Raw genomic sequence first — 14,198 nt, forward strand, 5'->3', positions numbered from 1 at the left:
ACACATTCCTCCTCAAATTTAAGTGATGATCTCGCCAATCCAATCTGCCAACTCGTTTGGGGTAATTGCTGCTACATGAGCGCCCATATTCGTTAAGGTCTGTGCTGCATGTTTGTTATAGACTGAATCCCCGTTAAAATCGAGTGCGGTGAGAACCAGTAGCTTGCATCCTGCATCGATGATATCTTTACAGGCTTTGTACATCTGCGCAATCGGGTAACCTTCCTCCAGATCACTGACCAGAATAAAGATGGTTTTGCCCGGATTATCGATTAGCGTCTCGCCATAACGCAACGCTTTGGTAATATGTGTTCCCCCGCCGAGCTGTACATTCATGAGCACATCTACGGGGTCTTCCAGCCTGTCGCTCAGATCAACAACCTGCGTATCAAATATAAATAATTTCGTGCGCAGCGCATTCAAGCGATAGAAGATGCTTGCCATTACCGAACTGTAGATGACTGAATCCAGCATACTGCCACTTTCGTCCACACCAATGATGATGTTCCACTTGTTATGGGGCTGTATACTCCCGTCAAAATACAGACGATCAATTACAAACCTGCGCTTGTTTTTATCGTAATTCTTCAAGTTCTTGGTGATGGTTCGCTTGAAATTCAGATTGCGCAAGGATCGTACTGAACTGGAGGTATAGCGACTGCGTTTGCCCATGATACTGGCTCGGGTCTGCGATTCCAGCTTGCTGCGCAGCTCCTCAACTACGGTTCGCACGATCTCCTTGGCGCTCTTTAACACCTCACCCTTCATCCGTCCTTTGAATTGCATAATGTTCTTGAGCAGATTCATGTTCGGTTCAAGGGATTCAAGCAACTTTTTGTCCGTTAATAATTCTGTCAGTCCATAGCGGTCAAGCGCCTGTTTCTCCAATATTTCTACTGTTGGTTTGGGAAATAGGTCCCTGACTTTGTGCAACCATTTCGGTACAGTCAGGTTAGACGCACCGCGTCCTCCCTCTTTTCGGTAACCTTGTTCTTCACCGTATTCACGGTTATACAGATAACCCAGAATCTCATCGATTTCCGTATATTGAAATTCTTCCGAAGTGTATTGGTCTGTATTACACAACCCTTCTTCGGCGGATTCACCAAGAATCAGACGCCATCGATTCAAGGTTTCAGCAGAAGAATGATCCCCTTGGTTGCTTCCATCCGGATTGAAGGTTTTGTCCGTTTCTCCGGTTTCTTTCGTTATCCGATTCGCTTCATTCATGTTAGCTTCCATGCGGCAAACTCCTTTCGAAGCGCTTCATCCCATGCTTTGGACTGGATCAGCATCTGCTCATCAACCGCAGGCCTCAACATTTCCTCTGGCTCAACCTGATGCAGACTCGCAACCCGCTCAGCAATCAAGCCCGTCTCCATTGGTGTAAAGTAGGTGAATGCCAACCGCAATTCCGGTACCATACTGATGAAATCGTCGTATGATAGCTGTTCAATCAAACCATTTAACTCGGACAACAACTGATCTTCATATAAAAAAGCGTCACGCGCTACAGAGAATACTCCCTGTAAAAAAAGTGCCGTTTGACGAGTCTGATCCGGTGTACCATGGATATATCCACGTGCACGATCAACAATCTCTTCCCTGGGCCTGTCGCCGAGCCCTGAGGAAATAGCAACACACACACCTTCCAGCTGAGCCGGAAGCTGGTGATCAGACAGAAGCTCATTCAGGTGAATTCGGAATGTCTCATCCTGAAAATGCTCCTCTGATGACTCCGCGAGCATGGCTAGCAGTTTCAATCCCTGAATAATGGCTTCATGTTCATCCGGGTTGGCTCTGGAGAGCTGTAACAGCTTGTCTACGGCGTTCCTGTAAGCCTCGGATACCAGCTCAGGGAGATGTTGCTCGTCAGATAATCCCAGTAGCCTGCGGTGCTGATGAATTCGGTTCAAGACATGCAGACTATTACATAAGGAAAGGAAATTCCCGTCGGTTCTCAGTGCTGAGCGCACCTGTTCATACAGTTTCATCGCTGTGTCCTGAAGCCCCATGAGCAGCGCTTGAAGCATTAGTCGGGCAAGTTCACCACTATGATGATCCGGTATTTCTTGCATTTGTTCTTCCATTTTGCGTGTAGCCGCTCCAACAAGCGTTCCGCCATAGAGAGAGTTCTCTATCAATCTGGCTTCAATGCGAGATGAGTACATATAAACCCAGGTTTCGCGTACGAGATTCATGTCACGTTCTGCGATCCAGTCCGGCCCGGATTGCCGTTTAGCGAATTCCGGAACCAGATACGTGATACACTGAATCAATTGACTTATCTGACGGTGCTCCGGTTTCGCATACAAATCCAGTACTTTCTTGTGCTGTCCAGTTGTACGGATCTGCAGTTTGTACCCTGTACAACGTGCCTTGAAGTCCTCCACGATAGGAATACTGAATGAATTGGGAGCCACGCTTCCAATGACGTCTCCTGTCAATAACTGCTGCAGCTCTTGCAGAGATTTATCGGTAGCCAAGGTAAGCTCCCCCTTCACAAAGGAAGAGAGTGCTGCATCCATCAACTCATAGACGCCGCCTTCCCTTTTACCCCGAAGCCCGGCAAGACCCTGAATCATGCTGTACGCCTCGATCGCATCACTCGTTGATACATGCTCGTGACCATCCCGTAATTTGCGCATCAGGCGGGATAATAAGTCCAGAGCCGTTAGATTATACGGTGTACTCTTTTTGCGAAGCAGCTGGTTCCAGATCTGATCGTAATAATTCACATAAGGCATGCCGCTCGCATATCCATTGAGCCGATCCGCTTCAGCAAAGGTATATACCATTGGGTACATTTGTTGGTGAACCGTATCTGGATCAACCGCACTTTGTTGAGACGTACCTGGATTACCTCGTCCATCCAAACGTTGGTCTGCAAGCTGTTTATCCATTTCTGGATGTTCCATTTCGGATTCATGTTTCTCTGACATCAACAGTCCATACGTATGAAATCCACCCGTAATGACAAGCACACGGTCATGCTCCTCTACTGCTTGTTTAATACGTTGTCTCATATGGGCTTCTCTTGCCAGATCACCTGAAGACTGTAATCGTTCCGTGGAATAACACATTCGGGACAGAGTACAATAGGTGAATACATCCTGTACAAACTCCCAAGTGGATTTCTCCAGACCACCAATCTCAAACACCTTTTCCCACAATTCATCAAAACTGCGACAGTTTGTTTTTTGGCACAACCGGTTAATGAAATCAGACCCCGCAAGCAAGGTTTCGTCCTGGATGGAGACTTCCTTCTGTTCTGTCTGACCGGACTTGGATGCACGAGTGGAGAAGTGACGATAGTCCAGATCAATAAACTTTGCTGGGATGTCCAGGCGTTTTGCTTCTTTCAAAGCGACATATTCAGGCGAATAACGAAGCATCGGATAATAGCAGGCTTCTCTCTCCAGTTCACTCTCATAGGTATAGTACAGACTGACAGGAGGTATGGTTGCTTCATCACTCAGCACCGAAATTAATGGATTACCACTCTCCGGTCCTTCGATCAGGATGATATCCGGCTTGTACTCCCCGATTAATCGTAACAAGTGATATGAACATGCAGGGCTATGGTGTCGTATTGGATAATAGACCGCAGGATTACTCAGGTTATACACCTGAGACTCGAACAAGGATTGTAACTGATCAACATCAGGGTCCAGTACTGCTGTTAACCGATCCATTTTCTCTCCTCATAATAGTCCTTCCACATTCCCTCTTCCCTGGAACGCTCTTTCACGACCTTGGAGAAGTAGGTTTTGAGAATGGACAGATCCTTGTCGTTTTCCTTCGCAATGGTCCCCAGCATGTTCTGCACCAACCGATCCAGCGCAATAGCCTTATCTTCGTAATAATAGGAGGTCATCGCACTCTGGACATAGACAGACACCGCTTCCGCCGTGCTCATGGATGCTTGAGGTGTGTCGAGCTTGTATCCTTCCCGTGTCATGCCGGTGCGCAGTTCCATAAATGTTGTAGCCAGCAATTCAACCACATCCGGGTTAATGTCAATATCAATTCCACTATGTAATAACAGGCTTCGTGCCTGGGATTCAATGATTTTGGCTTCCATCTTCACGTTATGAATGGGCTTGATCGTTTCAAAATTGAACCGACGCTTCAAGGCACCGCTCATTTCGTTTACACCTTTATCCCGAATATTGGCTGTAGCAATGACGTTAAATCCTGGCTGGGCAAATAGTACACCGCCATCCAGTTCAGGAATGCTCATGACCTTGTCACTGAGAATACTGATCAGACTATCCTGCGCTTCAGCGGGACAACGTGTAATCTCTTCAAAACGGGTAAGAATGCCTTTCTTCATTCCGCTATACAACGGCGATGGCACAAGCGCGGCTTCCGAAGGACCTTTATCGAGCAGCATGGCGTAATTCCATGAATACTTGATCATATCTTCCGTCGTGCCTGCTGTACCCTGAATCGTGTTTAGACTGGTTCCGGAGATCGCTGCGGTTAGCAGTTCACTAAGCATGGTCTTGGCTGTTCCGGGTTCTCCCACAAGCATTAACCCTCGATTGCCTGCCAGAGTGACCACGGCACGTTCTATTAACACGTCATTGCCATAGAATTTACGAGTAATCGGGATCTCTTCTCCATTTAATAGCGCTGGCTTATCCCTGCCTATAATAAAATCGCGCACATAGGCGGGAGATAATAGCCAGTTCGGGGGGCGTTTGCCCTGATCCTCTTCTCGCAGTGCACGTAATTCAACCTCGTATAATATCTCGGCGGGTGGTTTAAGCATCTCCATCGTCAAGGTGTCTCCTCTCACATAAACAGATCGTATGTTCTTATTCCTATCATTTTATCACAGCACTCCATCAACTACCCGGTAAAACGATAAAAATGGTTGAAACGTCCTTCTTATCAGCACTCTTCCTAAGTCCTTGGACATAGTGTATAGCACAAATATGAAGGTGAAATATCCTTACAGCCATGTCAACACACTGGTTTCCGTCGTGAATCAGGATGCTTATTACAAAAGTATTCGTATTGTGGGCCGTATGATCTTATGAATCATTACACGCTCCATATTGTGTTTCAACCAAATGAAGCTGAATATCACAAAGAAAAACACAGGCTATTAGCAGCCTGCGTCTTCTTATATGTTCAAATTTCACCCAATATCTAAACTAACCAATCTCTCAGAAGTCGCTACTTACATTCTACGCCCACACGAAGCTGAATACAGCTCGTACCACTCATATCGGGTTAGCTCAACCTTTGTCGCATCACGGCAGGCCAGAATCCGCTCTGGTCGAATTGAACCAATCACGGGCTGAATACCTGCTGGATGCTTCATTAACCAAGCCAATACGATGGATTCAGGTGTAACACCACGCTCCTTGGCCATGCGATCAACCAATTGTGCCGTATGCTCAATTTCCGGGCGTTGCCCCTCAACCACCCTCCCAGTAAATCGCCCTTGAGCAAGAGGCCCCCAAGCTTGCAATTGAATATGCTCTGCCTGACAATATTCCATCGTGCCATAGGGAAACACGTTATCTCTGGCTTGCGGTCGATTCACCGTAACACCAGCTTCCACGAATCCGATTTTATCCAGACTCATCTCCAACTGATTCACAATCAAAGGCACTTTACTGTAGAGCTGAAGGAGGCGAATCTGTTCAGAACCCATGTTGGACACACCAAAATGGCGCACTTTACCAGATTGATGCAACTCAGCCAGTGCTTCCCCAATTTCTTGTGGATGGGCGAGCGGATCAGGACGGTGCAGCAGTAAAATATCCAGATAATCGACGCCGAGTCGTTCCAGAATCCCGTCCACACTCGCCAGGATATGTGCACCTGAGGTGTCAAAACGCTGCGGTCCTTCATCATCACCTACAAGGCGTATACCACACTTGGACTGTATAATGATCTGTTCACGCAAACCAGGAGTTTCGGATAAAACTCGCCCCAAGACATGCTCTGCCTTACCACGTGTATATATATATCCGCCAGATCAAAGTGATTAATGCCTATTTCAATAGCAGCTTCTACCGCCCGATGACCTTCCACAACAAGATCTGGAGTAATGGGAAGCCCATCCCATTCACCCCCAAACCGCATACAGCCAAGAACCATTCGACTTGCCGGAATCTGGTAGTGATGCAAGGGAAGTTGTGCGTAAGACATATCAGCATTCACCTCATTTTCATTTTTACGAAGCACAATGATCAATCTTCTCTACATGTCTTCTTCTATCTTCCTCTATTTTCCTGCTCCTTCATCCGTACGGCTCAAAAACAAGGTTTCAAAAGCTTGTGTATTGAATATATAGAAGGTGCAGGTATTATGCAGGAATATGAGAGGAGATTTTGCATTTGAATCCGAATGAAACCAAAGAGTCCTCAAAGCCAGCGTTTTTCACCAAAGAATTCACGCATAACCCTTATCCGGTATATGAAAACTTAAGAAAAGAGGAGCCCGTTTTTAGAGTTATGTTTCCTCACGGGGAGTTCGGCTGGATCATTACCCGATACGAGGATGCAGTCCAGATCCTGAAAGATCCTCGCTTCACTAAGGATATCGCCAAACGTTATGGACCTGAAAATCAAAGTATCTTTGTCAATAACATGCTGTTCTCCGATCCACCAGATCATCGCCGTCTTCGGGGACTTGTACAGAAAGCATTCACCCCTAAGTTGATTGCAGACATGAGAAGCCATATTCAGGACATTGCTGATGAACTACTGGACAACCTTCCGTCACAGGAAAAAATGAATCTGATCGATGACTTCGCCTTCCCGCTGCCCATCATCGTCATTAGTGAGATTTTGGGCGTCCCTATTGAGGATCGTGACAAATTCCGCATGTGGTCCAATACGGTAATCGATGCTTCCACAGCTGAGAGCGCAGAGCTATTCGAGCAGCATGCCAGGGAGTTTACGGAATACCTGACGACTTGGTTCGCGAAAGTGCGCAAAGAACCCGGGACTGATCTGATCAGTCAACTCGTCATAGCAGAGGAATCCGGGCAGCAGTTGACTGAACAAGAACTGCTTGGCGTAGTCTCCTTGTTAATCATCGCGGGCCACGAAACGACGGTTAATCTCATCGGCAATGGAATTCTTGCCCTGCTGGAGCATCCGGAGCAACGCGAACTGCTCATTAAGCAGCCCGAGCTTATTCACAAGGCCATTGAAGAGATGTTGCGCTATAACGGGCCGGTGGAGTTCAGTACGTCCCGCTGGGCTCTGGAAGATATCGAATTTCGTGGACAGCATATCGCTCAAGGTGAACTTGTCATCGTTGCGCTTGATTCGGCTAATCGGGACGAACAGCAGTTCAAGGATGCTGATGTCTTTGACATTACCCGCGAGAAGAGTTCTCATCTGGCCTTTGGCACAGGCATTCACCTCTGCCTCGGAGCACCGCTTGCACGTCTGGAAGGCGAGATTGCAGTCAGTACACTTCTGAATCGTTTTCCCAATATGCAGCTACAGGCAGACGTGAATGAACTCGAATGGAGACCCGGCATGATTGTGCGTGGTGTCAAGGAGATCCCGGTTCAACTTAAATAATGGCTATTAAACATGAATAAATGAAAGTGAGGCACATGACATCATGGAAATGAACACCTTGGTATGGATCGTTTTGCTGCTTCTGATCTTTGTGTTACTGGTCAGAGTCACCAGCCTGCAACGCCAATTGAATGAATTGAAAAGAGATGTCGAGCGTCTGGAGAACGGTTCGACCAGCAGCGCCCGCTCTGACTTCAATTACACATTATCGCCTAAGGAAGCATCCCCTTCCCACACAAGCCAACCAGCCCCAACGGATCTGGATCAGGAGCTAATTGTACTTATACAACAAGGAAAAAAAATTATGGCAATCAAACGACTGCGTGAAGCCCGCGGTCTATCTTTAAAAGAAGCCAAGGACTATGTTGATTCCCTAGATCGCTAATCTACAACCCACATAACTCTCGAGGAAGTTATTCCAGACTTTCGGCTGTTAAATCAGAAGAAAGGTGGAACCTTCACCGAGAGTTTACTTTTTAAAAGACATATGATACTGTTATTTCTATATTACTAGAAATAATAAATAAAGACGAAAGGACAGATCATGATGCAACCAAACTCAAATGAACTCGAACAAGTCGTCAAAATTCATAAAGCACTGGGTGAGCAAACACGCTACAAAATCATTCAGATTCTATCGGGCGAAAGCAATCTGTGTCCTGCCGATCTGGAGAGCCGCCTTGTTACCGTTGCCCTATCGACTCTGTCTCATCATCTGAAGCAGTTGTCCGATTGCGGCCTACTTACATCGCAGAAGAAAGGTACGTATATTTACTACAGCCTGAACACAGAGACTGCGCAAAAGTTTGTTCCCTATCTGCTCAATAAATAAAAAAATTTGAGTTATATTTCTATATAATTAGAAATATCGAACAATGTACAATATTTGATAGTAGAACTAGGTCACATAAGTTTACGCTTATGCCAATTTTCATGATCTAGGTTGTAACATTACCACTCGCGCAAATGGGGTGCATTCACAGTATTTATGTCTTGTTCTCTTGTCTTTATTTCTATATTTCTAAAAATATAATAATTACAATCAGAAAGAGGTTATGTTTCCATGTCTTCTACGCTCAAAATCTATGTTCTTGCCTTGGTCAGCTTCCTAGTAGGAACGTCCGAATATGTCATTGCCGGCATTTTGGATCGAATTGCAGATACCATGAATATCTCTTTAATCGCTGCCGGACAGCTCATTACGATTTTTTCACTCGTATATGCGCTAGGTACACCTGTCATTATTGCACTGACTTCGCGCTGGGACCGTCGCAAGCTGTTGCTATACTTCCTCGGTCTATTCGTTGTGGCTAATGTGCTTGCCTATCTATTGCCGGGTTATGGACTGTTCGTCGCAGCACGTGTCTTGATGGCTTTAGGCGCGGGCGTTGTTGTTGTCACGACATTAACGGTCGCTTCCCAAATAGCGGCGGAGGGCAAACAAGCTAGTGCAATCGCCACAGTAATCACTGGATTTACGGCTTCTTTGATTGTTGGCGTTCCGCTCGGAAGGCTTGTGGCTGCATCTTGGGATTGGAAGCTTGTTTTTGCCGGCATAGCCGTTCTTGGCGTTCTCGCCATGTTGGTGATCGCGGCCGCCATTCCGCCTTCCAAAGCAGAAGCACCTGTTCCATTGAAGAACCAACTGTCTTTGCTCAAACAACCACGAATTGTTTTGGCACTGCTGGTGACCTTTTTCTGGTTAGGTGGGTATTCCATTGCCTACACGTATATCTCACCTTATCTTGTATCCGTCGCAGGAATGAGTGAAGCACTGCTCAGTTCAGCTTTACTTGCATTTGGCATAGCAAGTCTGATCGGTTCAAAAGTTGGAGGATTCAGTGCGGACAGATTGGGTGTCAAACGAACGCTGATCACGGGCATGACACTGCATATCGTGAGTCTGATCCTGCTGAATATAACGGCAAGCTCTCATCTTGCTGTCTTCCTTGTTCTGATTTTATGGTCTTTTGCCGCCTGGTCTTCGGGTCCAACTCAGCAATATAACCTTGTCACCATGGCTCCGGAATCCTCAGGCATCATGCTTAGTCTGAATAGTTCGGTGATGCAACTGGCGATGGCTGCCGGAGCAGGTATTGGCGGAATCGCGGTCAGCAGCGTTTCATTGTCATCGATTACCTGGATTGGAGCTGTCGGAGTCGCTGTTGCCATCATCATCGTTATAAGCTCATATCGTTTAGCATCTGCGAAAAGTACACACACCGATACATCGCATAACGCTGCCTGATATGAGTTCGTAGTACAAAAAACAAACTAAAAAGAGAGGCACTGTACGCATACAGTGGCCTCTCTTTAACCATTTTAACAGCTATTCTACCCGATAAGCAGAACTCTTATTGGGCCGTAACTGCACCATCGATCGGATATACTGCACCATTGATATATGGCGCTTCATCACCCAGCAGGAAGGAAACCAGGTTCGCGATCTCTTCCGGTCTGCCCAGACGTCCAGATGGAATGCTGTCAACGGTTGCCTTAAACACTTCAGGGTTGTCTTTACCGAACTGAACAACCATCGGTGTCTCAATCGTACCTGGCGCAATCGCATTTACACGAATGTTGTCCTTGCCATATTCAATCGCAGCTGTACGGGTCAAACCCACCACGCCATGTTTGGTTGCAGCGTAAGGTGCAACTGCGGGTACACCAACAATACCGGCTGTGGAGGCTGTGTTCAGAATGGAACCCCCACCTGTTTTGAGCATTTCTGTAATCACGTACTTCAACCCGTAGAATACACTTCTCAGGTTGATATCAATAATCTGGTCAAACTGCTCGATTGTATGTTCGATCAACTTGATCCCAGGACCTGCAATACCTGCATTATTAAAGAACATGTCGATTCGTCCGAACTCTTCGACTGCTTTTTTCACGTAATTCTCAACTTCAGGTGCTTTACTCACATCTGCTTGTACAAAAATTGCTTTACTTCCCAGCTTCTCAATCTGCTTAACCGTTTCAAGACCTGTCTCTTCGACAAGATCCACGACAACAATGGATGCGCCCTTCTCAGCCAGCTTCAATGCTGCTGCTTGGCCCAATCCACTTCCTGCTCCAGTAATAATGGCTACTTTTCCTGCGTGACTCATGTTGATCTCCTCCATGTGTGTGTGTCATCTTGTGATTGGATCGATGAATACGATATGAAACTTCGTACATGTAATGATGCAATATGTAGGTCAAAAATGGCATAAAACCTTCCTGACTTTACCTATTCTAATAGACTTTCGACATAAAAACAATTCATATAATATGGATTCATACTATATCATATATCACACATTCAGCACTGAGTTGGAGGAGTAGACAAAAATAATGACTTCTGCCTGCTCCTCCTTTGGATGTTAGACGCTATTTACGTCGATTATCTTAACAACTTCGCACGGTGCAATTTCCACTAATCAAAGCACCTATCTTAGCAAATTTGTTTTGGCCAATTCAATAATCTCGTCCCCGCGTCCATTCAGCACCGCTTTCATCATCCATAGCGTGAATCCTTCCGCCTGTTTGATATCGATCTTCGGAGGTAAGGACAATTCCTGACGATTCACCACCACGTCAATCAGCACAGGACCCTCATGCTGAAGCGCACGCTGCACAGCCCCTTCCAGTTCATCCGGATCCTCAACCCGAATACCTTCCATGCCCATGGCCTGAGCAACCATCGCAAAGTTAGGATTTACAAGCTCTGTTCCAGACTCCAGGAATCCGGCAGCTTTCATCTCCAGCTCAACAAAACCGAGTGCTCCATTATTAAAGACCACAATTTTAATCGGCAGATTATGCTGTTTCAGTGTCAACAGATCACCCATCAACATCGTAATACCACCATCACCCGACAAAGAGATGACTTGTCTGCCCGGATCAGCGACCTGAGCGCCAATCGCCTGTGGCAAAGCGTTTGCCATCGTACCGTGACTGAATGAACCGAGCAGCCTGCGATTGCGAGACATCTCGATATAACGGGCCGCCCATACTGTCGGAGTACCGACATCACAGGTGAAGATTGCATTTTCGGCTGCGGCATCACTAATGACCTTGGTCAGGTACTGCGGATGAATGGGCTTTTTACCCGGTTTGCCAACGGCAAGCTCGTCCAAATCTTTGCGTACTTTCACATAACGGTCCACACTTTTACGCAGATGTTTGTCACTGTGTTCTTCTGTCAGATAAGGAAGCAAAGTTTCAATGGTCGCTTTCACATCCCCACATACGCCATAATCCAGCTTCGTACGCCGACCCAGATGGGAAGATTGAATGTCGACCTGAAGGACTTTCGCATCTTCGGGATAGAATTGACGATATGGGAAATCCGTTCCCAGCATCAGTAGTACATCACAGTCCATCATGGCATGATAACCGGATGAATACCCGATTAGACCCGTAAGGCCTACGGAATAGGGGTTGTCATACTCCAAATATTCCTTGCCTCGTAACGCAATGACCATCGGAGATTTCAACCGATCGCAGAGCTGCATGAGGGGTTCCCGAGCGCCCGCGCAGCCTGCACCGCACAGCAACGTAATTTTTTTACCTTGATTCAGATATTCCGCCAGTTTCACGAGTTCCGGCTCAGATGGATGTACCACTGGATTGGTCGCATGATAGACATGCTCAGGGACAGGCAGATCCGCTGCTTCAAGTCCTGCTACATCCCCCGGCAATACAACGACAGACACACCTGAACGTGCGACTGCTGTCTGGATGGCCATCGTGAGGGAACGCGGCATCTGTTTCGCTGTCGTAATCACTTCACAATAATCACTGCATTCCTGGAACAGATACTCGGGATGTGTCGCCTGAAAATATTCACTGCCAATCTCATCACTTGGGATATGTGCAGCGATAGCGAGTACAGGAACACGGTTGCGGTGACAATCGTACAGACCGTTAATCAGATGCATGTTACCAGGACCACTGCTACCTGCGCAGACAGCGATACTTCCACTGACCTCAGCGTCTGCCCCAGCAGCAAAAGCCGCCACTTCTTCATGTCGTACATGAATCCACTCGATCTTGCCCGAACGACGGATGGAGTCAAGTACCGCATTCAAGGAGTCTCCCACAATGCCATATATGCGTTTGATGCCAGCGTTCAATAAGGATTCAACCAGAACGTCCGCGACTGTTTTTTTCATAAGTAGTGGGTCTCCTTTAATTGCTCATTTTGATTATGTTTCCACTCTGTTAATATACCTATTCTTATACCCCAATCTTCTGAAATCCGAACCAAATCATATGTATCTCTGGATATATAAAACGAAAAACCTGCCCCTTAAATCGTTATTACAGTGTTAGCAAAATGCCAAAAAATCCGCTTGTCGAATGACAAACGGATTACGGTTAAACTAGATTGATTCGTATTTCATGTGGATTCCTGAATCCAAATCAGACACTAGATAGCAGGCATCACATTGCCGCCACTTACCGGGATATAGGCACCCGTGATAAATGAAGACAGATCCGAGGCGAGAAAAGCCACCGCATTGGCGATTTCCTGATCTTCACCCCTGCGCTTCAGCGGCACGGTACGAGTATATGCCTCATCATGCCCAGGCTCACTGGAGCGATCACGTTCACTAATCGTCCATCCAGGTGCAACCTGGTTCACGGTAATCTGATACTCGCCAACCTCTTTGGCAAGCACCCGATATACACCATCCATTCCACGCTTACCGGCAGTGTAGGCTGATTGGTGAGCGAAATTTTGCATCGCACATTCTGTATTGATGCCAATGAAGCGACCGGCTCTGACGTTTTGCATATGAGGAATGAAAGCTTTGGCAAGATATACACTCTGCATGACACAGGATTCGAACTGGCTCAAATAATCTTCAGGCGACTGCTCCAACACCGTTGTCCATTCATACTGAATGACCGCATTGGCAACGACAATATCCACTCCGCCGAGGACAGACTGAATCTCATCACGCATCCGAAATGCCGTATCCTGCTTCGTAATATCTCCCTGTACAATAAAAGCCTGACGACCGAGTGCTTCAATCTCACCCTGAAGTTCCCGAGCCTTCGTATCATTATTTATGTAATGTAGAGCCAGATTGGCGCCACAGGCTGCCAACGTGCGGGCGATGACTCTCCCCAGTTGACCGGTTGCGCCTGTAACCAGAGCCGTTTTTCCTGTGAGATCCAATTGCATAACAGCGAAAACCTCCTTAAATTCATTTGATCGAAAACGATTTCGAATTTGTCTGTTTCTCAACACGAATTAACTTCATTTAGAGGGATATACAGCATTATTCAATGCTGTATATGTCAGTTCAAACTTATATCCTCTATGAGGGACGATTATTTATTATTATGTTGAATGAGATCAATTTCCTGGAAGCGACTGACTTCCTTTTCCCAACGCTCTTCTACATATTGACGGTGAACCGGATGATTGTTGTATGCATCATACGCAGCCTGATCGGCAAAGACCATCGAGAAGCTGTAATCGAACTCATTTTTCTCACTTACCTGTCTCAGAACCTGAAACTGCTCTACGCCAGGAATGACTGCAAGTGCATCTGAACTTTCCTTCAAAAAGGCTTCCGCCTCCGGTGTATCCTTACCTGCGTAAAGTGTAAACGTTACCATATGTGTGATGCTGCTCATCTC

11 protein-coding genes and 1 pseudogene are annotated in these 14,198 nt (G+C 46.5%); 4 read left to right on the top strand and 8 right to left on the bottom strand.

Features of this window, described 5'->3' with window-relative positions:
* Positions 1–18 precede the first annotated feature (18 nt).
* The 4 genes and pseudogenes from NYE45_RS16220 to NYE45_RS16235 form a co-directional block, all read right to left on the bottom strand.
* The gene (locus NYE45_RS16220) at positions 19–1,242 is read right to left on the bottom strand and encodes a VWA domain-containing protein (RefSeq protein ID WP_340013170.1); all 1,224 of its coding nucleotides are present in this window, start codon (positions 1,240–1,242) and stop codon (positions 19–21) included.
* On the bottom strand, positions 1,227–3,695 hold the full coding sequence (locus NYE45_RS16225) for a DUF5682 family protein (protein ID WP_340013171.1): 2,469 nt from the start codon (positions 3,693–3,695) through the stop codon (positions 1,227–1,229). Before NYE45_RS16225 ends, NYE45_RS16220 begins: the two co-directional genes overlap by 16 nt.
* Complete coding sequence (locus NYE45_RS16230) at positions 3,683–4,783, bottom strand: AAA family ATPase (RefSeq protein WP_340013172.1); 1,101 nt, start codon at positions 4,781–4,783, stop codon at positions 3,683–3,685. Before NYE45_RS16230 ends, NYE45_RS16225 begins: the two co-directional genes overlap by 13 nt.
* Positions 4,784–5,191: 408 nt before the next feature.
* Positions 5,192–6,171: pseudogene (locus NYE45_RS16235) on the bottom strand (aldo/keto reductase).
* Between the two features lie 188 nt (positions 6,172–6,359).
* Here NYE45_RS16235 and NYE45_RS16240 point away from each other — a divergent pair.
* The 4 genes from NYE45_RS16240 (at position 6,360) to NYE45_RS16255 (ending at position 9,807) form a co-directional block, all read left to right on the top strand.
* Positions 6,360–7,559 carry a cytochrome P450 gene (locus NYE45_RS16240; RefSeq protein WP_340013174.1) on the top strand — a complete coding sequence of 400 codons (1,200 nt, stop codon included), beginning with the start codon at positions 6,360–6,362 and terminating at the stop codon, positions 7,557–7,559.
* A 43-nt stretch (positions 7,560–7,602) separates the two neighbouring features.
* Positions 7,603–7,944: a ribosomal protein L7/L12 gene (locus NYE45_RS16245; RefSeq protein WP_340013175.1), complete on the top strand. Its 342-nt coding sequence runs from the start codon at positions 7,603–7,605 to the stop codon at positions 7,942–7,944.
* A 162-nt stretch (positions 7,945–8,106) separates the two neighbouring features.
* Positions 8,107–8,391: a metalloregulator ArsR/SmtB family transcription factor gene (locus tag NYE45_RS16250; protein ID WP_340013177.1), complete on the top strand. Its 285-nt coding sequence runs from the start codon at positions 8,107–8,109 to the stop codon at positions 8,389–8,391.
* A gap of 231 nt (positions 8,392–8,622) precedes the next feature.
* Positions 8,623–9,807, top strand: coding sequence for an MFS transporter (locus NYE45_RS16255; protein WP_340013179.1), 1,185 nt, complete (start codon positions 8,623–8,625; stop codon positions 9,805–9,807).
* 106 nt (positions 9,808–9,913) lie between these two features.
* Here NYE45_RS16255 and NYE45_RS16260 read toward each other — a convergent pair whose 3' ends face one another.
* From NYE45_RS16260 to NYE45_RS16275, 4 genes are all read right to left on the bottom strand, one after another.
* Positions 9,914–10,669, bottom strand: coding sequence for an SDR family NAD(P)-dependent oxidoreductase (locus NYE45_RS16260; RefSeq protein ID WP_062834752.1), 756 nt, complete (start codon positions 10,667–10,669; stop codon positions 9,914–9,916).
* A 321-nt stretch (positions 10,670–10,990) separates the two neighbouring features.
* Entirely contained in the window at positions 10,991–12,718 is a 1,728-nt protein-coding gene (poxB, locus tag NYE45_RS16265) for a ubiquinone-dependent pyruvate dehydrogenase (RefSeq protein WP_340013181.1), read from the bottom strand.
* 257 nt (positions 12,719–12,975) lie between these two features.
* Positions 12,976–13,737 (bottom strand): SDR family oxidoreductase, encoded by a 762-nt coding sequence (locus tag NYE45_RS16270; protein ID WP_340013182.1) that lies wholly within the window; start codon positions 13,735–13,737, stop codon positions 12,976–12,978.
* Positions 13,738–13,886: 149 nt separating this feature from the next.
* Positions 13,887–14,195: a Dabb family protein gene (locus NYE45_RS16275; protein WP_340013183.1), complete on the bottom strand. Its 309-nt coding sequence runs from the start codon at positions 14,193–14,195 to the stop codon at positions 13,887–13,889.
* Positions 14,196–14,198 lie beyond the last annotated feature (3 nt).

Source organism: Paenibacillus sp. FSL K6-1318 (assembly GCF_037976905.1).
In the GTDB taxonomy this organism is placed as follows: Bacteria; Bacillota; Bacilli; order Paenibacillales; family Paenibacillaceae; genus Paenibacillus; species Paenibacillus amylolyticus_A.

Bases quoted from the DNA above. Each gene is read 5' to 3' on its own strand.
- NYE45_RS16220 (WP_340013170.1), bottom strand. From the start codon at position 1,242: ATGGAAGCTAACATGAATGAAGCGAATCGGATAACGAAAGAAACCGGA.
- NYE45_RS16225 (WP_340013171.1), bottom strand. From the start codon at position 3,695: ATGGATCGGTTAACAGCAGTACTGGACCCTGATGTTGATCAGTTACAA.
- NYE45_RS16230 (WP_340013172.1), bottom strand. From the start codon at position 4,783: ATGGAGATGCTTAAACCACCCGCCGAGATATTATACGAGGTTGAATTA.
- NYE45_RS16245 (WP_340013175.1), top strand. From the start codon at position 7,603: ATGGAAATGAACACCTTGGTATGGATCGTTTTGCTGCTTCTGATCTTT.
- NYE45_RS16250 (WP_340013177.1), top strand. From the start codon at position 8,107: ATGCAACCAAACTCAAATGAACTCGAACAAGTCGTCAAAATTCATAAA.
- NYE45_RS16255 (WP_340013179.1), top strand. From the start codon at position 8,623: ATGTCTTCTACGCTCAAAATCTATGTTCTTGCCTTGGTCAGCTTCCTA.
- NYE45_RS16260 (WP_062834752.1), bottom strand. From the start codon at position 10,669: ATGAGTCACGCAGGAAAAGTAGCCATTATTACTGGAGCAGGAAGTGGA.
- poxB (WP_340013181.1), bottom strand. From the start codon at position 12,718: ATGAAAAAAACAGTCGCGGACGTTCTGGTTGAATCCTTATTGAACGCT.
- NYE45_RS16270 (WP_340013182.1), bottom strand. From the start codon at position 13,737: ATGCAATTGGATCTCACAGGAAAAACGGCTCTGGTTACAGGCGCAACC.
- NYE45_RS16275 (WP_340013183.1), bottom strand. From the start codon at position 14,195: ATGAGCAGCATCACACATATGGTAACGTTTACACTTTACGCAGGTAAG.